Raw genomic sequence first — 26,430 nt, forward strand, 5'->3', positions numbered from 1 at the left:
AACAAACGAATGTTAACTGACGATATTTTACTTGTATAGCATTTCATTAGATAAAAGCATAGAAATCCGTTTGTTTGGTGAACAAGTAATCAGTTTGAATAATTTACCAACAACCAATCCTTTCGATTCATCCTCAAATTTGCCAATCACCGACGACAATACATAAATGAAATTGATGTCAGAACCCTAGTTGACCAAATGTATTTCAATGGGCAAATAGAATACGATATTTCCATACACAGAATCGTAGAACAGCGGTTTACTTGCCCAGTATCGACGCGCTATCGATTCACTACAACTACGCTTCTCAATAGATTATAGCCATTGAATGATCGTTTAGAGGTTTACGGTTCGCATTAACGCTAAGGATAGCCTGATATAGGAAAAACTATGCTCAGACTATTTAACCAACATCGCCTTTTAACACCCGACACCACTGGCGTTCATCCTCAAGAAAATTGGCTTATAGCCGTACATACGTTTCAAGTGAAACGACGACTTGCTGCCACTTTGACTCCCGTTTACTTTCGCTCTCTTATCGATACACGGATAACCTAGCATGAAACCATTTCTCATTAAGTCCTTTAGGTTCAGCCTTAAGGCGGTACTCATTATTGGTAGCTTTTTAACCTTGAGCTACGCCTTTTCGTTACTTTCAACCATACATGGGCAAGCGTTGCCTAGCGACCATTTTACCAATGGTCAGCCGACCATCATTGGTCTGCTTAACTCTGAAATGTTCATGGGTATCATTTTTGTCATTACTTTATCGATTGTTGCCTATGTCCTGTATTTACTTTGGCAACTCCACGAAGTGGCCGTACACCGCAGCCAATACATGCAAAGTGCCCATGCTAACTTAGTGTTTGCCCTGTCTCTGTGTGGTTTGTTCATTGATAAGCTGTGGTGGGTACTGGCAATCATCATTGCGTTTACAGATTGGGAAGCCGTTGGTAAAGCAATAAGTCGAGTAATCAACAGCGGTATCTACGGCAATAAGAAGGAAGAAATGAAATGAAAGAGATCATGCTCCCTTACGTCCTGATTATTTGGTTACTGGTTAAACTCGGTGTCATCAAGTGGACACTGAGAAACGCAGTGTTAAGCGTAGGTTTTGGTGCGTTTATCGCATTTCTATTGTTTACCGCGCACCGATTCTGGTCTCCTGCCGATCTGACGGACAGTACAACGGTGAAAGCCCCCCACGCGGTACTTAGCCCACTGTTTGGGCAACAAGTTAAAGACATTTACGTCACTCATAACCAAATTGTTAAAAAAGGCGAACTGCTTTATACGTTAGAGTCAGAAGATACCGATGAAGAAATTAAAAGCCTACGTTCACGACTGATTGCCAGTGAACATAGAATTATCAGCATTGAAGAACAAATCATCATTGATAAAAAGAATCACCAACGCCTCATCAGTTTGGATGAATTCAGCTCAGAGCAAGAGCGTGATGAACTGCATACGCGAATTCAACAAGGCAATGCAGATTTAATGGCTGCCCACTCTGATGCCGACAGCATTAGAGCGCAAATAAACCAAAAGCAATGGCTTAATGACCGCAATCAGGTTAGAGCACCATTTGATGGCGTTGTAGGTGTGATTAACATCGCTAAAGGATCTCGTACTGGTAACTTGTTCTTATATGACACGGGTCGAAAATTTGTCGAAATGCGCGTTAGCGACCAAACATATCGTCATATCAAAGAAGGACAGTTTGCGGAATTTTTTGTCAATTCTCATCCAGGTGAAATTTTTAGAGGACGCGTTCATAGCATCACAAGCAACACTGGTGAAGCAACCGTCTCTGCATTAGGTTCTAGCCAGCAAGTCCGCCAACACGTTGGCAATAATACTCGGTTCACATGGTCGTACCATTGTTATCGAGTTCGAAGAGCCAGAAGGCTATAACGTACCGCTTGGTGCCACGGGTTCTGGCTGGGTATCAGCCGATAAACCATCCTCTAAGCTTGGTTTCATGGATATCATTGGTGGCGCTACTGTCCGATTAAAGGCATTAAAAGCCTACTTAAATGCCATTTAAACCATCACATGCGTTAGATAGCAGATAGCAGATAGCAGATTAACCCATTGGAGCTCATTAAAGACTTGGACTCTACGGAGTTCTGGAACAGGCATTGTGCTCAAAACACCTCACTTTTCGAGGTGTTTTTTTTGCCTATTCCTTGTTAGCTTTTGCTTTTAGGATACCCCCCATTAACGCTCCTTAATGGCTTCAGGGACATTACTATTTTTTTCATTACACCAAAATCAGCCAATAAAAAATGTCAACCACCACCCATTCGAAAACAAGCCAGAAGCCGATTTAAATCTATTCGATATTTTCGTTAACTTAGCGCCGTTCCAAATCAGTGGACTCATAAAATAAGGTAACGAAAATGAAAAAAACAGCAATCGTCCTTGCGCTAACATCGGTTTTTTCTGCAAACATTATGGCAGAAGGCCTATCTGGCGGCGTAGAACTGGACGCGAAGTTTGTAAATGGTGAAAAAGAATATTCAGCGAATAACGGCTCTGGTATCAAAGCATTTGTCGGTTATGAAGGTTTTGGTGCATCAGCAAAACGTAAAGCGAATTTCGAAAATGAGTACAATGTTAACTACAAGCATGACTTCGATGGCTTTTGGCTAAAAGGAGAGTATGAATTTGTAGACAAGAAGAGTGTACAACATGACCCGGCAAAGCCAGTTAATGACCAAAACAAATTTGGTGTAACAGTTGGCGGTAATATTGCCGATCTATTCGATACATCACTTCGATTACGTAAAGATACCGATTTACGCTCTGGCCACAATGCGCCAAGAGGAGACATCTATCGTTTTGATCTCGCCGCGGGTAAGCAAGTCACAGACCGCATGTATTTTAACGCAAAAGTCGTGGGCCAAAAACAGAATAATAAAGATGTGATTGCTTTAGATTCTGGCGCTGACCGAAATAAAGACACAATCTACAATCTAGAGTTGCGTGCCACTTTCACCGACATCCAAAACATGGTGCCTTATGTTGAAGTCGGTAATGAAGGTGTATTTGGCAAAGATACTCGTAACACATACGGTAAGGTTGGTGTGGTATTCCCATTCTGATCAACATAAGAGCTAGGGTTAATGACTAAACCACCCTACCACTTACCTGCATAACATACTGATATTCGAAGGATTGAATATCACCTAACCAAACGTAATCTTCACCGTCCCCTTCCCCCCTTCTTCTCCCCCTTGACCTCGTATTGACCTTGATATATTAATGGATGAGCGGCGATGTCAATACTACGACTCACCTCCCATCGTTCGTGATAAGCCTAGAAAAACTCATGGAGTGCAACACCGTATGGATCTTAATCTACTCATCACATTTCAAGCGATATACAAACACGGCTCGATTACTCGTGCAGCCGATGCTCTGGAGGTCACACAGCCAGCCGTTAGTGCAGCATTAAAAAGACTAGAAGCCGTGGTAGGAAAGGCCTTGTTTGTCCGTTCCGGTCGCAGTATTACTCCTACTGGCGCAGCCGTGGCACTTGCCAATAAGATAGCCGCGCCTCTGGCCGTACTGGAAAGCATCGAACAAAACCAAGATGTTACCAAAGTCTATTGTAACGAAAGTTTGATGCACTTAGTTTGTGATATCGACGGTCTTTCTTTCCAAGAGCCCCCGCTTAGCGAATCACAACTGTTAGCCGATATTGACTCACAAAAAGTCGACTTGGTTATCGATGTTGCTAGCAGCAAAAGTCGTTCTCACGTCGTTGAAGACCTATTCAGTGAACCTGTTGTTTGTGTTTGTCGCAACGATCATCCGAGTATTGGCGACAGTTTGACGTTTGAGCAGTATTTTAAATTGGAACACATTGCACTCAATATTCGCAGAAATGACATGGTCATGCTTGAATTCCTAGCAGAAAGAGCCATGCCACCCCGACGAGTTAAAGCACAGACTGGCTCCCTGTCGAGTATGTTATCGCTTGCTGCAACGACCAATTTAATCGGTGCATCCACCGTGTCTCTTGCTAAACATATGGCACCGCTACTTAACCTCAAGGTTATCGATATCCCCATTCAGTTAAAAGACGTTCAGTTTCGAATGATTTATCACCGTCGCTTCCTCAATGACGAGCAACATAAAGCCACTCGTCAGTTAATTCGCAATACCATTCAGAACCATCAATACCAATAAGACGTCAATGACATCGGATTAAACCATTGCTAGCCCATTCCATGCGACCGACATTGCAATAGAAACGAATTTGTTTGAGGCTCTGCATTGAAATGTTCTATGGTTAAGTTATCAGCGTTAGACGCGCTATTATCTATCAGCCAATCACTGATGATAAGCCAGCTATTGGCGATACATTCGTCATTATTCGTGAGAATGGAAAGCCCGTAAGAGCGACCAAAAGACGGCCAGTCGGAGAGCAATTTTGAAACGAGTGATATTACTTTGTACCCATTTAGCGGCGTTATTTTCCGGCTTTATGCTCGGTATCTATATTTTGCCTATTTTGATACAACCAGACTCCCCGAGTTCAACACAAAAACTCTGCCTACCGAGCAAATCAGTATGGTCGGTGAGTTCTCTAAAGACCGTGAAGACAGTGACTTCTTCCATTGGGGTGAAGGTAAAATAACCGTCACCCATAACAGTGTGATGTTTATCGGCGAACTCGCGCCGGGCCCAGATTACAAGCTGTATTTATCGCCGACTTATATTGAAACAGAAAGTGATTTCAACACTCACAAAGCGGATATGCTTCGTATCGGCGATATCAAGACCTTTGACCGCTTCCTACTCTCTCTACCCGAAAATACCGATTTAGCCCAATACACTACCGCAATTGTTTGGTGCGAAACCTTTGGAGAATTCATTACGTCCGCTCGGTTATTCCCTCCAAGTGACACATAATGAGCTGTGAAACGAAAGAGTCTGCGCATATATAACGATAAATAACGAAACACTCGCTATTTATCGTTCGCTATTAACCTTTACGCCAATTTTCTATATCTATCGGTGTAGAGATTTTCACTATTGCAACCTTATCCTTGCGCATTAATCACAGTTAATTTACACCTCATTCACGAATCTCACCTATAGAGTGACTCATCTTATAGAATTAGATTTCTAGCATAAGTTCAATACGTTATGTGATCTTACATTCAAATAACCATACAATAATAGGGGATAATTGCTTCACTGTTACAAATTGTAAATAAGGAAATAGTGATGTTGTATCTAGAGTTTCTGTTCCTACTCCTCATGCTCTATATTGGCTCGAGGAAAGGCGGGATTGGTCTTGGCGTTGTATCGGGTATCGGCTTAACCATTGAAGTTTTCATTTTCAAGATGCCACCAACCTCTCCGCCAGTCACCGTCATGCTCATTATTTTAGCGGTGGTCACCTGTGCGTCTATTTTAGAAGCCGCTGGCGGTCTAAAATACATGCTTCAAGTCGCGGAGAGACTACTGCGTAAAAACCCAAAACGTGTCACTCTCATTGCGCCATTTGTGACTTACAGCATGACGTTTTTACTTGGCACTGGACACGCGGTTTATTCCATTATGCCTATTATTGGTGATGTCGCACTTAAAAATGGCATCCGTCCAGAGCGACCAATGGCGGCGTCTTCCGTTGCCTCTCAGATTGCCATCACCGCGTCGCCAATTTCTGCTGCCGTTGTCTATTACCTCGCGCAACTCTCACAGATCCAAACCAATATTACCTTACTGTCTATCTTAATGGTGACCGTTCCTGCTACCTTATTTGGTACCTTGCTCATGTCGTTATACAGCATGAAACGCGGCAAGGAGCTTGATGATGATCCTGAGTATCAATCACGCTTAAAAGATCCGGAGTGGCGTGAGCGTATCCTAAATACCACAGCAACATCGCTTGATGAAGTCCTCCCAAGTTCTGCAAGAAACTCGGTATTGATCTTTTTGCTATCAATCGTTGTGATCGTGATAATTGCGATGGTACCTGAGATTCGCACCATTACAGACGGGGGCAAACCCATAAGCATGGCTGTGATCATTCAGATGATGATGCTCTGCTTTGGGGGTATTATTCTGCTTGCCACTAATACCGACCCACGCTTAGTCCCTAACGGCGTTGTGTTTAAATCTGGAATGGTCGCAGCGATTGCCATCTTTGGTATTGCTTGGATGTCTGATACGTATTTCCAATACGCAATGCCACAATTCAAATCGGGTATCGTCGGTATGGTCACGGACTACCCATGGACGTTTGCGCTTGCGCTATTTACGGTTTCTGTTGTCGTCAACTCCCAAGCCGCAACAGCGCGTATGATGCTACCCGTCGGCTTAGGGCTCGGGCTTGAACCCGCACTACTGATTGGTTTAATGCCTGCTGTCTACGGATACTTCTTTATCCCTAACTACCCTTCCGATATTGCTACGGTGAATTTTGACTCGTCTGGCACAACGAAAATTGGCAAGTGGTATTTTAACCACTCATTCATGAGTGTCGGGCTTATCGGTGTGGTTTCAGCCTGTTGCGCAGGCTATGTACTGGGACAAATGGTGATTGGCCAATAGTCATCGACTAACGAAATAACATCGTTGGCTTTGGGTCTCCATCACCCAAAACCAACGATGAAGCATAGTGATAGCACTTAAGTTTGCTCGTGCTTAAGTTTGATGATGTTTAAGCTAAATGGGCAGCTTCGTTTTACGCTTCACCTGACCAAATGCAAAACTGGATTCTATGGCTGCGATGTTCGGCAATCTCGTTAACTCTCTACGAATAAATTGCTCGTAGGTTTTCAAAGAACCACTCACGACATGAAGTAGATAATCGTGGTTTCCCGTCATCAAAAAGCACTCCAACACCTCATCGAGCTGCGCCACATGTTGCTCAAAATGCCGCATCTGTTCCTGCGTCGGCTTTTCTAATTTTACCAACACAAACACCGTTATTGGCAACCCGCACGCTTCTTGGTCAACACTGGCATGATAACCGTTAATTATACCGCGCTTTTCTAATGCCCTGACGCGACGTAAACAAGGGGAAGGTGACAACGATACTCTATCGGCCAGCTCTTGATTAGACAGCCGTGCATTACTTTGCAGCTCACTCAAAATTCTCTTATCTATATCATCCATGACCATTTTCGCAATTATCTATCAATCTTTACCGCTCATACGCAATAATATTGCTTAACATTAGTACTAAGAGTGGAAACTCGCAATCATTCGCCACTGAGAATTTCTAGACTTTAAGGAGAACAGTCAAAAGGAACCAGACATGAACATCGCAACCCAACTGAGCCCACTACGAAAAACCACCAAGCATGAAAAAGCACAAACACTGGCCATTGAGCAAGCCAAACACTTTGGTATTGACCCAAACAGTGAATATGGCACGACTCTGGTCGAACTCGCGACCACGCTCTATCAAGCAAACAGTAAAACTCATGACTTATGGGCTATCACCGTTGATGGACTGTCTGAGCTCGACAAAAGCGACAGGATCGCCTGGTTTAATGCCAAACGCTTCTTATCCTTTCAGATTGCAAAAATTCTCGATAATTTGCAAAACCCTATGCGCTCCACGTACCAATCTATTGCCACCAACAATGGTCATTTTGCGTCGAAAGGAGCCTACCCAATATTCGATAATGTCTCGGCGATATTCTCCGCAAGCCCAGTGATTACTCGTACGGCAACCTACTTATTTGCGTGTACTGAATGGATTGAAGATGCCTTTAATGGTAAAGAGCCATTACATGACATTTACTCACGTTTGCTCAACCCAACGTCTATCGCGTTAGCCAATCATATGGTTGATATTGAAGCGGGCGAGCGAGCGAACGAATACCTAGCTTGGAACTTCAACTCAGGTATGGCTGCCATTGATGGCTTGTTTAGTCACTTGTTGGGTTATGAAGATATCGTGCTTTCTTCTCGTAATATTTATGGCGGATCTTATCAGCTACTAGAAGATTGGTTTGGCAAGTCTTCAAACCTCAATATTGCCGTCGAATGGGTAGATGGTTACGGGGGCGATGATTTCGCAACTCGCCTAGATGACATCACGGAGAAATACGCAGACCGCTTAGCCAAAGGGAAAAAAATCTACGTCTATTTAGAGTCGCCGTGTAACCCGCACGGGTATGTCTTAGATGTAGCCGCCATCAGCTATGAATCCCACCAAAGAGGATGGGACGTCATTGTCGATTCAACCGTCGGAACCCCTCTACTGCACCCGGTATTAAAACGCGATGATGTCATGGAACGTCCTGACTTTGTTGTCCATTCGTACACGAAAGAGTTGGCTGGATCAGGCACCACGACGGCAGGGGTCGTCATAGGACGCAATGAAACCATGTTTGCGCCGAAAGGTGAGGACATTTCGTTTACTAAACCTAATGGCGAAGACGTGATTATTCCTTGGAACGAAACCTTATTCTGGAACGTCTACTACATTAAGGGGGCATTTCTTGATGCCGATAAAGCCTTTGAAGTACTTAACGGCATGAAAACCTATGAGATGAGGGTCATTCAGAAAACCATTAACACGCTAACGTTAGCCAAGTTATTTGACGCACATCCCGACATCAACGTCTCATGCCCAGCCCTTCCTGATAGTGACAATTATGAGCACTGCCAAAACAATATGTACCTAGGCTTGCCTGCTGCACTGTTTACGATTGATATGGAAGGAAGCGGTAATCGCGCCCCTATCAATCGTGATGTATTTAAACAGTTCTTCGACATGCTTGAGCCCGCTATTGGGATGCAAGTGAGTTTAGGGCAAACCAATACCGTTGCGCTGTGCCCGGCCCTCACCACGCATTCCGAGCTCAGTGACGAAGCGCTGGCTGAATCTGGAATAAAGCCTACGACCATGCGAATCTCCATTGGACTGGAAGATCCTCGCATGTTCATTGCGCATATCATCGAGGCTGCAAAGTTGTCTATTGACCGCAAACACATGGACTTTTCTAGCCGCTTTCCTTGCCCCGACACCATTGACGAGATCTATATGCAAACCTACCTAGATGTCCACCAGCGATTTGCACACAGCCTACCTAGATTTACGTCGTTAATCGCGTAACCTTTACCGTAATAGTAGGAGTGTTGACGAGCACTCCTACCGAGCTAATTTACGCTTATCACTCGATAAATTAAGTAATTGAGCATTCTGTCACTCCGTTTCTCCGGGAGGGGCTTCATTGTTTTCCGTAAAAGTCACCAAAGCGTAACAAAATATGTTTATGGTCATCGAGCGCTCTGTTTTTGTTTATGAGCGTTATCCAAAGTTGCATTATTCACGGAGGAAACATGAATCGTCACTACCTTAAACTCACTGCGCTTACCGTCGCGATTACCGCTATGTCAGGCTGCTCAAAGCCTTCAGAAAATCATCAGTCTACTGAAGGTTTTAACGCAATCAACAGCTTCAACATTCAGTGTCAAGAGCAGCAACTCCCTAGCGAAACTGAAGCGACATTCAGCGGGTTATCATTAATCGGTACCTCCATCGCAAACGCCCCGTTTGCGACATCAGCGGCGGAAATTGTCAGTTACGATTCTTGTACCGATAAACTCTATGTCGTCAACGCCCAAGCGAAAAAAATAGATGTGTTATCACTTAATGAACAAAGCCTGCCTGAATCAACGGGTGTCATCGATCTTCAATCTGCCGCCAATCAATCTGGTGTCTCGATTGGCGCTGCAAATAGTGTCTCAGCACATCAAGGCTTAGTGGCTGTCGCTATAGAGAATGCGAACAAACAAGAGAATGGTATTATCGCCCTGTACCGCTCCGATACGCTTGCACTCATCACAACCTATCCCGCGGGTGCACTGCCAGATATGGTCAGCTTTTCAAAAGATGGCCGCTATATCGCAGCAGCGAATGAAGGGGAGCCTAACGCCGATTACTCCATCGACCCAGAAGGCTCAGTGACGTTAGTGGATCTTAATTCTGGCCCGATGAACGCTGTCGTCACTCAAATCAATTTTAGAGATTTCAATATGGGGGGTAGCCGTCATTCTGAGCTCGACGCTCGCACCCGTATTGGGCACCCTAAAGCCAGCGTTGCACAAGACTTAGAGCCTGAATACCTGACATTTACCGACAATGGAAAGATCTTTGTTGCCTTACAAGAGAATAACGCCCTTGGTGCGATTGATGTGGGCTCCGCCACTGTCGACGCTATCTACGGATTAGGGGGCAAATCATGGCAAAGCGCGACACTGGATGCGTCCAACAAAGATAAAATCGTCGGTAACTTACAGCACTACCCCATGCTCGAAGGGCTTTACATGCCAGACAGTATCGTCAGTTACACCATTAACGGCTCAACATATATTGTGACAGCCAACGAGGGCGATGGGCGTGAATACGGATTCGACACGACTCAACAACAATGTGATCAATTAGGTTACCAATGGGATGGTGACGACGATCAAAGCGTCAGTGATTATGCCAATAACAAGGACTTTTGTATCGCTTATAGTGACGAAGTGCGTGGCAAGAAACTCAATGTGGCGGCTGATCATCCTCTCGCTAGTGCACTCAAGGACAACACTCAGCTTGCACGCTTAAAAGTGATTAAGTCTGAAGGCGAGCTAGCCGCTAGCGACAAGGTTCAAGCGTTTGGCGCACGTTCATTTTCTATTTGGAGTGATACGGGAGAGCGAGTATTCGACAGCGGTGACGAGTTTGCGACCGTTGTCCTAAGCCAAGAGAAAGCCCACTTCAACAGCACAAATGACAACAATCACTCTGCCGACGACCGCAGTGATGATAAAGGGGTGGAACCTGAAGCCATCGATGTCGCGACAATCAATGGCCGCGCATACGCGTTCATTGGTTTAGAACGTCACGGAGGCATCATGGTGTACGATGTCACTGAGCCCGCTCAAGCGAAATTTCTAAAGTACGTCAATAATCGTCACTTTGAGGAATCGGTTTGTACCGAAGTCGACGACGGTGACTGTGACAATGACATCTATAATCCGAAAGCGGGCGATTTAGGTCCAGAATCCATTAAATACTTCACTCGCCAAGGTCAACACTTTATTGCCGTTGGCAACGAAGTCAGTGGCACGACCTCGGTCTATCGTATCGAATTATAGAGCTTCATCCTATAACGTTCGGGGTTCTATAATGAACATAAGACGATAAAGCCCTCTCCCCCTTGATGCCCCTATCAAGGGGGTTATCACCCTCTTCTACCGTGACGATAACAAACCTGAATTGATCGCTGTACTCGTTTTCTCTATAAAGCGCCCTCCTGTTTCTGACAACCACGGCGCCAATCATGCAAAAGCTTATCGATACCTTAGACTCCCAAGGTTATTACATCTGGGATGATTTTCTTACTCCAGAACAAGTAGACGCACTGAAAGCGTGCTTGCCTGAGAACTGGAAAAAAGCCTGTATTGGCCGAAATGATGAAGAAGTGCGAGAAAGCGCAATTCGCAGTGATAAGATCTGTTGGCTATCCAAGGATCTTGGTGAGCCTGTGCAACAGTTTTTAAGCAAAATGGAAATTATCCGCCAAGCCGCCAATCAAAACTTCTTTCTGGGGTTGTTTGAATACGAAGCGCATTTCGCAAAATATGAAAAAGGTGACTTTTACCAAAAACATCTAGACTGTTTTCGCGACAATGAAAACCGTCGTCTCACCACCGTGTTTTATATGAATGATGAATGGTCAAAAGAAGATGGCGGTGACTTAGTGGTTTACGATCTTAATGACAACGAGCTCACTCGCATTACCCCGAAATCCGGACGTTTACTGGTTTTCTTCTCAGAGCAATTTCCACATGAAGTTCTCCCAACTCAACGTGAACGCTTTAGCATTGCTGGCTGGTTTAGAACGAATGGCGTGAAAGATAACCAACTCGATATTGCGAACTAGCATTTTTCCTCTCCTTTTCGACCTTCTACCCACAGCGGTCGAATTGGAGGCTAATCCACGGCAAAACAATGTCATGCTTTAATTGTAGGTTCACGTCCACTCTGCTTAACTTTACGCCCAACGCTTTCATATCCTGCGCTTTCCACGCTTTTGATTCTTTGGTCGCGAGCTTCTAACTTAAACCGCTTACTTCTTACTACTTACTACTTACTACTTACTACTTACTACTTACTACTTACTACTAAAACTGGTTACTCCAGGAGCCAGAAACTACCCCCTTCGGGCTATTTTTTCATTGTTATTGAGAAGTGTCCGCTAACGGATATTTCTTGTACTAGGTTGCTTTTATACTACTTGCAACATCAAGGCATGAGTACAAAACCTCGACAACGTAAGCGAAGCGAATACAAGGAGACTATACTTCAATGTAGAGCAGTATACTTCGTTATAAATCAGCCACTAGCGATGGTAGATTGTGATAGAGAAAACAGCGTTGATGAATAGTGGTGAGGAAAGCATGACCGACAATGTAGACAGTCAAAACCTAAGGTGGACGACGGAGCTTTCCTCGGCTTTAAAACAACAATTAGTCACACTTGCTAAGCGAAAACAGGTTGTAGAGCGGGATTTAGATAACTCTCGCCTCATTAATCAAGGCGTTAACTTTCTTGAACAAGGCACATTGGCGGTATGTATTCAAACACCAAACTTAAAAACCGCAAACTGTATTATTATCGGAAAAGGTGGTTGGTTTGGAAACTATATTGATAGTACATCGTCGTTGTCGTCATTTGTTTTTATTGAAATAGAACCATGCACAGTGGTGAACTTTAATAATGAACAATTAAGAAATATTGCCCACAGTAGTCATGAAATATACAAATGGTTTTATTCGCTCACCTTTGAATCACGAGCGAAATGGCTGCAAAGCCAACTTATCAACAGTGAAACCCTTAATATTAGAGTGGTTTATCAACTCATAGAAATTTTAGCGCACTTAGACAAACATCGAACCTGCAATGAAATAGCGCTCTCGCAACAGCAGCTCAGTGAAATGACGGGGATTGCTAGGCAACGAGTCAATGAAGTCATGAAACAACTTGAACGAGAGCACCTTGTCGAGCTTAATCGAAGTAAAATCATCATTAATGATGTTTCGCAATTATCAAACCAACTGGATGGTATTGACCTAAGTATTAGAGACCCTCGCCACTTTCTCTAATCACTAAATGACATTAAAGACGCCTATCAGGATGACACCTGAGGGCTGCGTATAACCATAGGAAAATAACATGCCATATATCTATTCAATCGAAATTAAGACCGATGCACAAGATGACGTAAATAAAAAATTTCGGGATAACCAATTAAAAGGGGAAGTCATTGTTGATGAAGTGGGCAATATTTATATTTGTCCACAAATCAGCAATAAGATCTGGTCTACGTCCCCTAAATCTAGCCAACTTACCACTGCATTTGACTCGCAATGGGATCAAGTAATTGAAGAGACATTAGATTATATGACCAACCATTATTGCGTTACTGCGAACCATTTGACACCAAGATGGCAGCATATTCTCAAGCCATTTCGATGCCCAAGGATGGCTTTATATATCAAAAGCCGCGATTTTTTTCTCACTAAATGATCACGCCTTTGCCTTACCTTACTTTTTGCCTTTTATTAATTCGAGAACAACACTATGCATAACTTTCGTTCATTCGACATTTTTGTACTGCTTACCACTAGTCTCTTTCTTTATGGCTGTGGCGGGGGAGGCAGTGACGGCGGAGTCAACGTGACACCTGACATTGATGGATTCAAGGTGCAACAAGATCTGCATGTCTTCGATTATGTTTATGGCGGAAGTGACTTTTCAGTGACGCATGTCGTTGCCTACAGTAATGAAAACAGTCAGCAACGCCTAACCGAGCCGCACATGTTATTTAGTAGCAGTGCACGCTCAACGATTTCTTACTATTTTGATACGTTAAACAATCAAGAAATCACCATTGCACTGCTTGACCGCAATACACAACTCGTGAAAGCAAGCACGCAAATTATTGCCGACGCAGAACAACCTTATTGGGTCTTTGCTTTCGGCGATAGCAACACTAATAACTATTCACTGTATACCGTCCAAAGACCTGTTGTGACTCAATCTGAACAGACGGTCCCCGTATTTGTCATTGATGCGTCTACGCCTAGTCAAAACACGGCATCGGATCTTTATCTGAATGGAACTCAAATCATCCAAGGGCTTGAGGGAAAAACACTGTCACAACCACTCACTGTGCCAAAGTACGCAGGACGTTTAACACTAGAATTGGAAAGAGAAGGACAGCCAAGTATTCAATGTCTTAATATTCAATCGACTAATTATCAAGCGATTGATAATACCTATGTTAACTGGGAAGAAAGTGCCTGGTTGATTGTCTTTTCACCAGACAGTCATTGCCATATGAAACCCATCAATTGGCAATAAATTCATTATTGGTAAAAGACTATCAGGGGATCTAGCAAAGACTGCCCGACACGAACAGAGTCCATCGGCTCTTGCCGTGTAGCGGTCTCATACCGTAATACCGGGTCAATCAGCTTTAGGTTTGACCTTAAACTCCAACACGCTGAGTGCACAAACATCAATACAGCGCCCACAACTGATGCAGTCCTGACTCATCACACGGCGATCGCCTTCCTTAAGCGGTTGCCTGAGCACATCCGGCTCGGGGCAAACGTTGTAGCAATCCATGCATTTTGTGCACGCTTCTCGGTGGGTTGCTTTTATACGAATGACACTCTTACGGCCAATGACGCCATAAGTCGCACCCAATGGACAAAGGTGCCCACACCAACCATGCTCAACCATGACTAAGTCTAGCAAGAACACTAATACGATAAGTATCCAACCTACCCCCATACCAAACACTAGCCCACGATGCAGCGTCGCAACCGGGTCTACCCACGCCCATAGCAAGGAGCCAGAAACCGCACTGCCAAGTAATATGACGGGAATCAGCCAATAACGAATCTTAGGTGACCATTTATAACTTGCCTTCAAGTTGAGTTTTCTCCTCAACCATGCGGCGAAATCCGTCACTATGTTCAATGGGCAGACCCAGGCACAAAAGGCTCGTGGCGCAATAACCATGTAGAACACCGTAACAATGGTAACGCCAATCAGGGCATTCACTTCCGGCCAATGCCCGGTTGCTAATATTTGCAGGAGCAATAGCGGATCACTAAGCGGAATCGTATCCAATAATAAGCTTGAAGAGAGGTTCCCCTTCAACACGCCCCATGTCGGCCCAATCATAAATAAAGCGATAATAGATAACTGACATACACGTCTTAGCAGCAAGAAACGATGAGCTTTCCACCAGCCCAATTCGCGAATGGCGTCCTTACTAAGCATCTTTAGCGAGATTTTTAGCCATGACTATTTTCTCCCATCATTGATGCGAATATGCTCACTTGGCGCAATCTCTGGGGTTTCAGGAAACGTACCATCACGAAGCTCGACGTTCTCTTCCCAGCCAAGCTGATAATGGTCCCCCATATGCCCTTTCGCGAGCTCAATCGGTACCACTTTGATCACTGGCACTTCCGTAATACAAGCTTGCTCGCACTTACCACACCCAGTACACGCATCTGAATGTACAGTGGGGATAAACTTGGCGTGGTAGCCCGTACGCTGATTCCGTATTGGTTCAAGTGTTATTGCCTCATCAATCAGGGGGCACACCCGGTAACACACATCGCAGCGAAGACCTTGCCAATTAAGACACTCTTCATGATCAATCAATACAGCAAGTCCCATTCGGGAATCATCAATATTGGTCAACGCATGATCAAGTGCCCCACTTGGGCATGCCACGACACAGGGAATGTCATCACACATCTCACAGGGAATATCTCTTGCGGTAAAGTAAGGGGTGCCAGAGGCCACTGGGGAGAGCAATGTTGCCAATTTCAATGTATCGTACGGGCAGGCTTGTACGCACAGTCCACAACGTAAACAAGCTTCATCAAATTGTTGACCTTCCAGTGCGCCCGGTGGACGTATAGGGACGCCACCGCTGGTTTTAGCTTGGCCTTGTTTTGACTGCAAGCCTAGCAATGTGGCAGCCGCACCAACGCCAACCGCCGTTCGGGCGGCATCTCTTAGAAATCGTCGGCGACTTTCCGAAGTTTTCGAACGTGACATCGTATTTGCCTCAACCATGCCCACTCATTTGCGTGAGCTATGCGTTCATCTTATGATATAAATCTAATGTGATTTAATTCGATTAACATTACTCTTTTTAGTAATACGCAAGGTTGCTTGATTTATATCAAAATAGTCGAGCCGCTTCGATCACACTGCCGACTTTTATCCGCAATTTTTCACCACTACGGCACCACGCGACTTACGTGTCACCCCATTTACGCGTCACCCAATTTACGCTCCACCCAATTACAGTCGAATTAGCCATCGCTCAGCTGAGCCACGAAAGTTAGCCCTAATGCGGGGACACAGGACCCGTCGTGTGGTTCACTAGGCGGTTTTCATATTATTGCTGTTTGAAGTTTTCGTATTATTGCCGTTTGAGGCTTTAATGTTATTGTCGTTTGAGGTTTTAATGTTGGTGCCGTTTGAGGTTTTCGTCCTATCAATCACCTTTTTGACACCAAGTTCAACCACTTCATTCTCGGCCAGCCCTGCTGTTTCGCCAAAAAAGCTACCGCCTGGATCAATACTTAGGTTGTTACTCCAGATTTTTCCTTTGACGCTACCATTCGACAATATCTGAATATGATCGGCGTGGCAGTCCCCTTCAAACATCCCATTAATGACAACGTGCTTAGCAAAGACCTCACCTTTCACTCGCCCAGACTCTGCAATAACAATCGCGCCCTCAACATTCACTTGTCCATCGACATAGCCATCAACTTGGATATCATTCTCTAGTTTAAGTTTTCCGCTAATAGTACAGCCTTTGGCAATGAGAGTTGTAGTTGTTGCGCGGCTCGTTGTTCCACTGTTTTTACTAAAGATTCCCATCGTATTCCCCGTTCTTTCTCAAAAATATCTTCAAATTCGTTCACTCCCCAATCCACAAAGGGTTTTGGGTTTAACGCCCTGCCCACAAACCTCACTTCATAATGAAGATGAGGACCAGAAGACAAACCACTATTTCCTGAAAGTGCAATCAATTCGCCTTTATGAACAAACTGACCATTTTTCACCTTAAAACTCTTCAGGTGCGAATAAGAGCTAGAAAAGCCAAATGCGTGCTGAAGGCGTAAGAAGTTGCCTGAACCTTTACTACTTTTCCTTGTAACCTCAACTACACCATCAGCAGGTGCATAGATTTTTGTTCCCGTATTCACCGCAAAATCCAGTCCTCGATGCATCTTGGCTTTTTTGGTCACAGGATGAATACGCTTACCAAACTGCGATGACATACGCTGTTTACCCACTGGCGATCCACTGGGAATTTGCGTCAACATTGTCATACGCACATTAGAATGAATCGCCGCGGTGTTTAATCGAGAATCCAGCTCATGCACGCTACCATCTTGAGCAACACCGAGTACATTTTCTAACTCAGATAGCCTCTCAGACACATAAGTAATCCGCTCCTCACGTTCGGATAGATCTTGCTCTAAGGCCTGTTTTAAATGCTGTAGGTTAGTCAGTGCAGTTTCCATGCTCTGAGATTCATTCGTCAGTTTGGCTTGCTCTAATTGTGCATCATCAACACTATTGTATAAATGCAAAATAAGGAGCATCGCGGACACTACGCCAACAGCGGTGACACTGGCTAAACTTTTAAGGCTGCGCCGCATCCGCTTGCTCAGTTGCCAATGCGTAGAGCCATTGATGGTTGAAATCGATATGGTTAGCTGGTCTTTCATGTATGTAACTGTCTTTTCCATGACTGAGAATAAGAGCACTAACGACGTGCGACATCACGAATAATCGTGATATTGCTCATTAACTTACTCAATCGTTTTGCTGGGTACTAGTCTAAAAAAAGTGGAAAATGTCAGGACGTGATTTGGTGTCAAATAATTAATAAAAATAATAAGTTAACCTTAATATCCACGCCAAAAGAACCGCAACATTCTTCGTTTTGATTATGGCGACAAGCATCCACACTCTCGCTTACTTTACCCGACATCAATCCGCCTAAAATCCGCCTAAGAAACAAGATGGTGGACGCTCGCTGTCATAACCATCCATAATTGATTAATTAAAAAGTAGTCTCACATCATAACTTCATGAAAATTGGCTAGAAAACGACAAAAAGCCTTCTAATATTGATCCTATAACGACATAAAAAGGGCGCAATATGAAGCGGTTATTTCTCATCATTTTTCCATTGATTTTCACACTGTTGGGATGTCAATCTGAAGAGCAAAACAAAGCACTGGGCACACTTGAGCGTGACCGGATCACCTTTTCTGCCACCGCCAGTGAAATTATCCGTGAACTGCCTATTCGCGAAGGAAGCCTAGTCACCACAGGGGATGTGCTCGTCAAACTGGATACGAAACGCCAAGAAGCCATCCTTGCTCATGCTATCGCCGAGCAAGCTAAAGCCACGGCCTACTTACTTCGCTTAACCAATGGAGAACGACCTGAAGACATTGCCGCCGCCCAAGCAAAAGTGGACATGGCACAAGCGCGCTTAACGGAAGCTCAACAAAACTATTCTCGGGCATCAGAGTTGGTACGTAAAAAGCTCGCAAGCCAATCACAAAAAGATCAAGCCGTCGCTAACCGCGATGCCGCTCAGGCAGAGCTAAATTCCAGTCAAGAGGAATACTCTAAACTCACAGCCGGGACACGCCCTGAAGACATTGCCCAAGCGGAAGCCGCACTTGCCGCCGCGACTGCGGAAGTTGCACTGCAAACGCAACAACTCGATGAACTGACCATTGTCGCCACTCGTAATGGCGTTTTAGATAACCTCCCCTATAACCTAGGCGAACGAGTCCCCGTTGGCGCCTTTGTTGCGGTGGTGCTCGCTGATCGTATCCCCTATGCGCGTGTCTACGTTCCCGCATCCGTTCGCGTTAAATTTATTCCAGGTCTTGAGGTTAACGTTTATGTCGACGGGCTCGAGGCTCCCTTACCAGGAAAGGTTCGCTGGGTCGCGACAGATCCTTCTTTTACCCCATACTACGCACTCACAGAAGATGAAAGATCGCGCTTAATGTATCTCGCCGAAGTTGACCTTGGCAGTCAAGCTGAACTCCTACCAAGTGGGGTTCCCGCTCAAGTGGATTTAGAAGGGTTACAGTAGATGTCTGATATTGCCGTTTCAGCTCAAAACATGGTGAAAAAATTTGGTCACTTCACCGCGATCAATAACATTAGCCTATCCATTCCAAAAGGCAGTATTTATGGTTTTCTTGGTCCAAACGGTTGTGGAAAATCCACAACGATTCGCATGCTTACCGGGCTACTTAGACCCACGGCCGGAGAGATTGAGGTTCTCGGTTTGAGTATTCCTGAACAGTCGGAAGCGCTGCGACTAAAAATTGGTTACATGACACAAAAATTCTCACTCTACGACGATCTCACGGTCAACGAAAATCTGCAATTTATCGGGCAGATCTTTGGGATGACTGCGCAGCAACGCAAGCAACGGCTAGACGAACAACTCACGGTCTATGGATTAAGGAACCTTCAAAAACAACGCGTCAGCGGCATGAGCGGGGGACAAAAACAACGGCTCGCCTTAGCGGCTGCCACGATGCACAAACCCGAATTGCTGTTTTTAGATGAACCCACCTCAGCGGTCGATCCTGAGAATCGTCGAGAATTCTGGGAGCAACTGTTTGATCTTAGTGATCAAGGCACCACTATCCTCGTCACGACGCACTACATGGACGAGGCTGAGCGCTGCCATCGGCTCGCTATCATGGAAGCGGGTGAAATGCGCGCCGATGATGAACCAGAAATTCTAATGAGCAATATGGGTGTCAATATTGTCGAAGTCAAAGCCAACCAACTTCGAGCCCTGAAAGATAAAGTACTACAAAGATCCGAGGTACGTTCTGCCGCTCAGTTAGGGATCCGCCTGCGCATTTTGATTAACCAATCCGTTGTGGATCCTATCGGTTGGTTACGTAGCCAGTTTCCTGAACTTCAGCACGCCGAACTGACGCCCGCGAGACCAAGCCTTGAAGACGTCTTTGTCTCGGTAACAGGAGAGGGAAGACAATGAAAAGCCTATCTCGAATAAGCGCCATCATGGTGAAAGAAATTCGTCAGTTATCACGCGACCGAATCACCTTTGGCATGGTTGTCATGATCCCTCTCATTCAATTACTGCTTTTTGGCTTTGCCATGAATACTGATGTCAGAAACATTCCCATCGCGGTTGTCGACCAAAGTGGTTCTGTTCCTGGAAGAATCATTACCGAAGCGATTAAAGTGACTCAAGTCGTCACGGTTAAAACCCACTACGCGACCGTTACTGAAGCAGAAGCCGCCATTAAAAAAGGTGTGGTTCGTGCCGCGCTAATTCTCCCTTCCGATTTAGGACAGCGCATTACCCATCATGACATACTAGGCCAATGGCTGGTCGACGGATCCGACACCATGATCAGCTCAGCATTACTTGCACTTCAGACCATGCCAATTAAGGCTTTTTCTATTGCTGGCTATCAACCAAATCAAGCCAAAACCTTTGAGGCAACGCTACTCTACAACCCCAGTCGTCGCTCCGCTGTAAATATTGTTCCTGGACTTCTTGGCGTCATTTTAACGATGACAATGATTTTATTTACCAGCGCGGCAATCGTTCGAGAACGTGAACGCGGAAACTTAGAGCTGTTGATTACTACGCCTATTCATTCTCTTGAACTAATGGTGGGAAAGATCGTCCCCTATATCTTTATTGGGCTGCTTCAAATCTTTATTATTCTCGGACTTGGTTATGTTATTTTTAACGTCCCAATCAACGGCGCTCTTAGTCAAATTTTGCTCGGCAGCTTACTCTTTATTGCCGCCAGCCTTACCTTGGGGCTGGTCATTTCCACCATCGCACAAACTCAGCTACAAGCGATGCAAATGACCGTGTTCATCTTGCTGCCTTCCATTTTGCTATCCGGTTTTATGTTTCCCTATGAAGCCATGCCAGCCGCCGCTCAGTGGGTCGCAGAAGCGCTCCCTGCCACCCATTTTATGCGCATGATTCGTGGCATCATTTTGCGCGGCGCCGATTTGACCGATGTTTGGAGAGACTCGCTTTGGCTAGCATGCTTTACGTTAGTTGGGATGGCCGTCGCAGCGTCTAGATTTAAGAAAAGCTTGGATTAACCGCTTGTTATATCGCCCTATTTTCAAGCACACTATTTTGCTGACCGCACGAAAAAGGCAGTGCGATATCGCACTGCCTTTAAAATTTTTATCGTCGCGAAGTAAACCGCGATTCAATAACGTTTAGAAGTTAAACGTTACACCCGCACGGATACGGTTTTCTGTTTTAGACTCGAATACGCCGTTGTTTAGAGCGCCGTAAGTCTTGTCAAGAATTTGGTAATCAATATATGGTGCCCAAGATTCGAAACCAGTGTATTTAACTTGGAACGTGTGCTCCCACTTAGTATCTGCTTTGTCACCATTATTGCCCGTGTATGCGCCGCCATCTTTTTGGTTGATGTACGCTGGGTTATATTCTAGGTTGAAGTCAGAAACGTTGTAACCAATCCAAGCGTCAACTTGGTTAGTATCGTTCGTTGTGCCACCAGAAACGCTGTTTGTCGCCGCTTGGTAACGGTAACGTGCTGCCGTGTAGAAGTTACCTGTTGCGTACGTCGCTTTTAGGTAAGGACGGTATTCTGTGTGGTCTGAACCATTCCAGTATACGAAACCAGGAGTCAACGTAACGTTGTCGTTGATTGCCCAGTTATAGTTAAGCTCTGTTTCAAATGCTGCAACGTTTTTGCCAGAGTTGCTGAACAGTTTATCACCTTGAGCTTGTGTACCTTCAAGGTGGATCTGCCAATCTTCTGCAAAATCAAAGCCCGCACGTACACGAGTTTCGTATGTTTTTGCTTCTGTCTTGTATGCGCCACGAACATCAACATAAGTTGCGCTTGCAGGAAGAGCAACAGCGGCAACAAGTGTTGCTGCTAGAGTCAGTTTTAAAGTTTTCATGATAAAGCTCCGTATAGAACAGGAATGCCAACGGCATCAGATTTAACGTGCTAACAAGTAAGGCCACTGCCAAGCATCCTTAATTGCAACACTGAACGGAGGTCAGAATATGATTTTGTTCCGCTGAAATGTCATAGCAGTGTCAACAGAAAAGTTTAAGTGATAAGCGTCACAAGAAAAGCATCGAAAGGTGATTATGCAAACACAAATTAACCCCAAAAAATAACAATATCACAATAATGAATCACAAATGATTATTTTAGTGAGGAAATGAAAGCATTTATTTCATTTATGATTCAAAGCCGAGCCATTTAATCGATTAACGCTAACCAGCTTATGAAAACTATCATTTCACAAAGGTTTGTTGGTAGTTCGAATAGTGCCCTGGGGAGCTCGACGCTATCGAATCGCGATGGGATTCACTCGCTAACGTCGAGGCCGAGCTTGTTGAGTCGCTGGAAGAGTGCTGATCGGTAGACATCTGCGTTTGCGTATCTTGCGCCTTATGCGCTGAACTCTCGTCAACAGGGCCCCGCTCAGAGTCCTTCAAACTATCCTCGTCATTACTTAATCTATCTTCTAGTTCAAATAACGGCAATTGACGTTTATATAATTTGTTTAGCGCCTTAATGAGTGAATGCTTAACCATTGAGCTCAACTGCAGCTTTTTTAGCACTGGCTTTGCTAATGATTGCAACCCAACCACCGAATCCACTCCGAGTGTCGAACCCACACTATCACGCACCGCTTTAGCGGGTTCATACCCTAAATGTGCCGACATAAACAGCCATATATAAGCAATGGCCGCACCGTTAGGCGCAATATCTCGCCACGCTTCGCTTAAGCAAAAACATCGCTTCCACGCTGCCTTTTTCCGCCGCTCGTTCTAACCAATAACAGCCACGCTCGGTACTTTGTTCTACGCCCACCCCTTTTAGGTAGTTAAGCCCAAGCTTGGTCATGGCTTCTGTATTTTGTTTCTCTGCGCCTTGTGCGAACCATTGCGTCGATTGTTTGGGTGACGGCAGCGGGTTGTCAGGTGATACGCTCCAATCGCCCATGAAAAGCATCGCTTCTAGGTTGCCCTCTTGCGCCACCTCCTCAATCACCGCAATACCTTTAGGAATATTGCACTCCACACCTCGTCCATGAACTAAGGCTTTCGCTGCCTCAAACTTCGCGTGTAAATCGCCTTCTGCTCCAGCAATGCACAAACGCCAGTAATTGGCTTGCTCACGAAGCACCATATCTTCGCGTTTAGACTCACTTAAACGAACCATGCCATACATGCCAGTGATATTGTCTAACTGCGCGGCTTTTTGATACCAATACAAGGCTTCTTGGATGTTTTTCCGTTCGGCTTCTTTCGCTAAAAACAGCATGGTTGGTGTAGTGACCGTAGTTTCAGCTTTGAAAATTCGATCTTTTCGCTCTTGCTGTCGAGCCTTTTCAATCGTCCGCCGATACGCTGCTTCTCGTGCAATGCGTTCTTGCTCCAATCGCTTTTTTCGAATAGATAAGGAAAACATCCAAACAAACGCCAAAATGAGCGAAAGGCTTGTTGCACCGATAGCGATAGAAAGTGTCGACATAAAATAGAAAGCTCATTAAGTGTAATTACTTAGTTATAGTAACGGCAGGTTTACCATTAAATGAAGCATCTTTGACGATCCGCCACACGGTTTTACATCTTTTCCCCTGTAATTGCTCAATCCAAAGCCAAAACGACACTTTCACCCTTTCCCGGCGACAAATTCGAGACCCTGTAAATAATTCTAAGCAATAAAAACCCCGGAGCACCAGTCGCTTTGGCGCAACATGTGTTATCCAGGGTTTAAAAACTGTACCGCGATATTATTTCTTACGGTTAATGGCCTTCACAAACACTGCTTGTGCCCCTTCGATATTTAAGGCTTTGGCTTCATCAAGTAAGCTTAGTGCTTTAGGGATGTTGTCTTCTGAAACGGCTTTTTGGATGGCGGTATGGTAGTAATTTTTTGTTTCTGGCTGAACCGTCACCGAAGTGGTAGCTACTACTGCGCCAGTTATTACCCCAGAGTTAGCTCCTAAATCAGACACTACTTTTCTTGAGCCAAGGCTTAGTGTTTCTAATTCTAGGGTTAGCTCACCAGTATAACTATGTACAAATTTTGGATCAGTAACAATAGGACGAGGTTCACCCGCTTCTTCAGCTCTAACTCTCGCTGGATGCGGCACTGTTATCATCTTACCTACATCTGACGCCTGTGTATAAATAATCATATAAGGCATCTTTTGTGCGTCAACTTCGAAGCTAGCAATATAGCGGTTGGCATCGAACATATCAGAGAATCGGATATTAAACTCATCCAAACTTATCGTACGAGCAACATTATATTCTTTATCAAGCAACTGGACTGTCGGCGCAAACACTTCTTTTCCTAGCATTTTACTGCTTAACGTAAGCTTCACTTTTCCAGAACGAGGAGAAAACTCAAACGCATTGAAAAAACTCTTCCCCGATACAAAATTCCAAACAGGCGCAGAATCATCAATAATAAATCCAACATTTTCCACTTTGTCCAATTCGACCCAAGCAAAGTCTTTTTTACTAATACAGCATACATCCTCAGCACTCATTTGCGAGGTGGATATGGTGGGTTTAATAACAGAATTACTCGCACACCCTACGACACTCAACCCAAGTAGCAGTGCTAAAATATTTTTATTCATAATATCCACCATTAAGAGTAAAAAGGAGGTAGTCCTTAGACTACCTCAGTAACGCTTAGATTTATCCTATAAGTTTAAATCTCATTGATTAGAACCAGATTTCAGCTTCAACACCAAAGCGAGTCTCTGAACTATCTGAAGCACCATTACTCCACTTATAGTTGCTATCACTCGATGACATATATGCAACGTATGGTTTTATCTGAGGACGTCCCCAATAGTCAGCGTTAACCGTAAACACTGGTGCTAAAGTCGCAGAATAGAAACTCGTGTTCTTATCTTCACGACCCCAAGCAGGAACGCCACCATCTTCACCTAACGCTTCTATTGCATACGTTAGCGTTGCTTCCCAACGGAAGTTCTCATTCACTTTATAAGTTGGGGTTGCACCAACAATAAATCTAGATAAACCGTCTTTAGAGCCCCAAACTTGATCTGTTTCCGAATTGGTCAAATTCCAATATGTCAGTTCAGTGCCTAACTGGATTTTATCTGTAATATTTGCAACACCGTATGATGTAAAGAAAATAGATTGGTCGTCTTTCTGCCAGTTGCCACTCCACTGACCAAAGTTAACGCCACGGTTTGCCGCAACACCCTTACCATAAGTAATCGCTGATGTTGTCCAGCCATCAAAGCCATAGTAATCACGAGAATAAGTAACAGCGAGACCATAACCATCTTTTGCCGTGTTGTCTTCTTCTACGTTAGCACGTGTCATTAATTTAGCATCGAAATCAAAACGACCACCTAATGCTTCAACACCATAAAAATAAAGATCGACTGAAGTCATTGTTGTACTACGTTGCTTATCATCTAAACCATTATTCTTACAGCTAGAGTTATCACCAGTATTAGTATCGAAACAGCTGCCTTCACCAGAGTCTGCAGACATCACCGCAATACCCATATCGTTATATTGAATACCGCCACCAACACCTGACGATTGTTTCCAGAATTCTTTAGTAATAATACCCGCTTGACGGTTCAGATAACGCTTACCAGTCCAGATGCTTGTCCCCTCTTTAAAATAGGATAAGTCACCAAGCTCAACGTAGGCTTCTTTAAATTCTAATTGTCCCGTTTCCAAATGACCTTCATTACCTGAAGAAGAACCATAGAATCCACGACCATTGCCACCCTCGTTATTACCATACTCGGTTTTAAGTACGTACTTAGACCATGCACCACTCTCGTAGTTATTCCCTTTGGTTACGGTGAACTCTACTTGATTTGGATTACCTGAAAATGGCGCACCTGCAGCACGATAATCACGGCGATGTTCCCATGTTTCATTCAATGCCAAAGATTGTCCGACATTATAAAGCATGTGACCATAACCATTCACTTGCCAACCTTCTTGTACTTTGTCGTCGGCCATTACAGTTCCCGACGCTAGCACACCAACCACTGCAGCAGCTATTACACTTACTTTTTTCATTAGAAAACTCCGTTTAACTTATTGTTATATTCATTCTTGTTGAGCGCTATGGAGGCAGTACCACGCCCTCAACACTTGAAATATCGGTTTTAGGGTCCCGAGTTCATTGAACGAAATGAACATTAACGAAGTCATAGGTGAAACACGTCCTCCACCTTGCTTTTATAAAGGGGGGATGAGAAAGGATGAGAAAAATAACCGTACGCCA

General features: G+C 44.5%; 20 protein-coding genes and 4 pseudogenes. 15 read left to right on the forward strand and 9 right to left on the reverse strand.

Going from position 1 to position 26,430, the window contains the following annotated elements; translation table 11 throughout:
* Positions 1–559: 559 nt before the first annotated feature.
* The 6 genes and pseudogenes from AC0L66_RS18820 (at position 560) to AC0L66_RS18845 (ending at position 6,573) form a co-directional block, all read left to right on the forward strand.
* On the forward strand, positions 560–1,018 hold the full coding sequence (locus AC0L66_RS18820) for a magnesium transporter (protein ID WP_265675965.1): 459 nt from the start codon (positions 560–562) through the stop codon (positions 1,016–1,018).
* Positions 1,015–2,047, forward strand: a pseudogene (locus AC0L66_RS18825) (HlyD family secretion protein). The gene AC0L66_RS18820 and the pseudogene AC0L66_RS18825 overlap by 4 nt, the downstream one beginning before the upstream one ends.
* Before the next feature lie 355 nt (positions 2,048–2,402).
* Positions 2,403–3,107: a hypothetical protein gene (locus AC0L66_RS18830; protein WP_265675967.1), complete on the forward strand. Its 705-nt coding sequence runs from the start codon at positions 2,403–2,405 to the stop codon at positions 3,105–3,107.
* Between the two features lie 244 nt (positions 3,108–3,351).
* Positions 3,352–4,197 (forward strand): LysR family transcriptional regulator, encoded by an 846-nt coding sequence (locus AC0L66_RS18835; RefSeq protein ID WP_473570384.1) that lies wholly within the window; start codon positions 3,352–3,354, stop codon positions 4,195–4,197.
* A gap of 244 nt (positions 4,198–4,441) precedes the next feature.
* Positions 4,442–4,923 (forward strand): annotated as a pseudogene (locus AC0L66_RS18840) (DM13 domain-containing protein).
* A 318-nt stretch (positions 4,924–5,241) separates the two neighbouring features.
* Complete coding sequence (locus AC0L66_RS18845) at positions 5,242–6,573, forward strand: anaerobic C4-dicarboxylate transporter (protein ID WP_473570385.1); 1,332 nt, start codon at positions 5,242–5,244, stop codon at positions 6,571–6,573.
* Positions 6,574–6,687: 114 nt separating this feature from the next.
* On the opposite strand, the gene AC0L66_RS18850 is transcribed toward AC0L66_RS18845, so the two are convergent.
* Positions 6,688–7,140 (reverse strand): Lrp/AsnC family transcriptional regulator, encoded by a 453-nt coding sequence (locus tag AC0L66_RS18850; protein WP_265675972.1) that lies wholly within the window; start codon positions 7,138–7,140, stop codon positions 6,688–6,690.
* A gap of 142 nt (positions 7,141–7,282) precedes the next feature.
* Here AC0L66_RS18850 and AC0L66_RS18855 point away from each other — a divergent pair, with 142 nt between their 5' ends.
* From AC0L66_RS18855 to AC0L66_RS18880, 6 genes are all read left to right on the forward strand, one after another.
* The gene (locus AC0L66_RS18855; RefSeq protein ID WP_473570387.1) at positions 7,283–9,094 is read left to right on the forward strand and encodes a trans-sulfuration enzyme family protein; all 1,812 of its coding nucleotides are present in this window, start codon (positions 7,283–7,285) and stop codon (positions 9,092–9,094) included.
* Between the two features lie 227 nt (positions 9,095–9,321).
* Complete coding sequence (locus AC0L66_RS18860) at positions 9,322–11,124, forward strand: choice-of-anchor I family protein (protein WP_473570389.1); 1,803 nt, start codon at positions 9,322–9,324, stop codon at positions 11,122–11,124.
* A gap of 185 nt (positions 11,125–11,309) precedes the next feature.
* Positions 11,310–11,912 carry a 2OG-Fe(II) oxygenase gene (locus AC0L66_RS18865; RefSeq protein WP_473570391.1) on the forward strand — a complete coding sequence of 201 codons (603 nt, stop codon included), beginning with the start codon at positions 11,310–11,312 and terminating at the stop codon, positions 11,910–11,912.
* A gap of 475 nt (positions 11,913–12,387) precedes the next feature.
* Positions 12,388–13,134, forward strand: a complete 747-nt coding sequence (locus AC0L66_RS18870; RefSeq protein WP_265675976.1) for a Crp/Fnr family transcriptional regulator — start codon at positions 12,388–12,390, stop codon at positions 13,132–13,134.
* Positions 13,135–13,204: 70 nt separating this feature from the next.
* Positions 13,205–13,558 (forward strand): hypothetical protein, encoded by a 354-nt coding sequence (locus AC0L66_RS18875; protein WP_265675977.1) that lies wholly within the window; start codon positions 13,205–13,207, stop codon positions 13,556–13,558.
* Positions 13,559–13,612: 54 nt separating this feature from the next.
* Complete coding sequence (locus AC0L66_RS18880; RefSeq protein WP_473570393.1) at positions 13,613–14,395, forward strand: hypothetical protein; 783 nt, start codon at positions 13,613–13,615, stop codon at positions 14,393–14,395.
* A 105-nt stretch (positions 14,396–14,500) separates the two neighbouring features.
* Here AC0L66_RS18880 and napH read toward each other — a convergent pair.
* The 4 genes and pseudogenes from napH to AC0L66_RS18900 all read right to left on the reverse strand — a co-directional run bounded on the left by napH (position 14,501) and on the right by AC0L66_RS18900 (position 17,811).
* Positions 14,501–15,347, reverse strand: a pseudogene (gene napH, locus AC0L66_RS18885) (quinol dehydrogenase ferredoxin subunit NapH).
* Positions 15,348–15,349: 2 nt separating this feature from the next.
* A complete protein-coding gene (gene napG / locus AC0L66_RS18890) occupies positions 15,350–16,117 on the reverse strand; it encodes a ferredoxin-type protein NapG (RefSeq protein ID WP_473570395.1) in 768 nt (255 codons plus the stop codon).
* 330 nt (positions 16,118–16,447) lie between these two features.
* On the reverse strand, positions 16,448–16,954 hold the full coding sequence (locus AC0L66_RS18895; RefSeq protein ID WP_265675981.1) for a bactofilin family protein: 507 nt from the start codon (positions 16,952–16,954) through the stop codon (positions 16,448–16,450).
* The gene (locus AC0L66_RS18900) at positions 16,858–17,811 is read right to left on the reverse strand and encodes a M23 family metallopeptidase (RefSeq protein ID WP_473570396.1); all 954 of its coding nucleotides are present in this window, start codon (positions 17,809–17,811) and stop codon (positions 16,858–16,860) included. Before AC0L66_RS18900 ends, AC0L66_RS18895 begins: the two co-directional genes overlap by 97 nt.
* Before the next feature lie 437 nt (positions 17,812–18,248).
* On the opposite strand from AC0L66_RS18900, the gene AC0L66_RS18905 reads away from it, so the two are divergent.
* The 3 genes from AC0L66_RS18905 to AC0L66_RS18915 are packed head-to-tail and all read left to right on the forward strand — an operon-like array spanning position 18,249 to position 21,229.
* Positions 18,249–19,205, forward strand: coding sequence for an HlyD family secretion protein (locus AC0L66_RS18905; RefSeq protein WP_265675984.1), 957 nt, complete (start codon positions 18,249–18,251; stop codon positions 19,203–19,205).
* Positions 19,206–20,132 (forward strand): ABC transporter ATP-binding protein, encoded by a 927-nt coding sequence (locus AC0L66_RS18910; protein ID WP_265675985.1) that lies wholly within the window; start codon positions 19,206–19,208, stop codon positions 20,130–20,132.
* Positions 20,129–21,229, forward strand: coding sequence for an ABC transporter permease (locus AC0L66_RS18915; protein ID WP_265675986.1), 1,101 nt, complete (start codon positions 20,129–20,131; stop codon positions 21,227–21,229). The genes AC0L66_RS18910 and AC0L66_RS18915 overlap by 4 nt, the downstream gene beginning before the upstream one ends.
* 123 nt (positions 21,230–21,352) lie before the next feature.
* Here AC0L66_RS18915 and AC0L66_RS18920 read toward each other — a convergent pair whose 3' ends face one another.
* The 4 genes and pseudogenes from AC0L66_RS18920 to AC0L66_RS18935 all read right to left on the reverse strand — a co-directional run bounded on the left by AC0L66_RS18920 (position 21,353) and on the right by AC0L66_RS18935 (position 26,222).
* A complete protein-coding gene (locus tag AC0L66_RS18920; RefSeq protein WP_265675987.1) occupies positions 21,353–22,069 on the reverse strand; it encodes an oligogalacturonate-specific porin KdgM family protein in 717 nt (238 codons plus the stop codon).
* Between the two features lie 346 nt (positions 22,070–22,415).
* Positions 22,416–23,661, reverse strand: a pseudogene (locus AC0L66_RS18925) (tetratricopeptide repeat protein).
* 262 nt (positions 23,662–23,923) lie between these two features.
* The gene (locus AC0L66_RS18930) at positions 23,924–24,781 is read right to left on the reverse strand and encodes a MalM family protein (protein WP_265675989.1); all 858 of its coding nucleotides are present in this window, start codon (positions 24,779–24,781) and stop codon (positions 23,924–23,926) included.
* 88 nt (positions 24,782–24,869) lie between these two features.
* Positions 24,870–26,222 carry a carbohydrate porin gene (locus AC0L66_RS18935; RefSeq protein WP_265675990.1) on the reverse strand — a complete coding sequence of 451 codons (1,353 nt, stop codon included), beginning with the start codon at positions 26,220–26,222 and terminating at the stop codon, positions 24,870–24,872.
* Positions 26,223–26,430 lie beyond the last annotated feature (208 nt).

Source organism: Vibrio sp. GJ43-1, assembly GCF_055808835.1.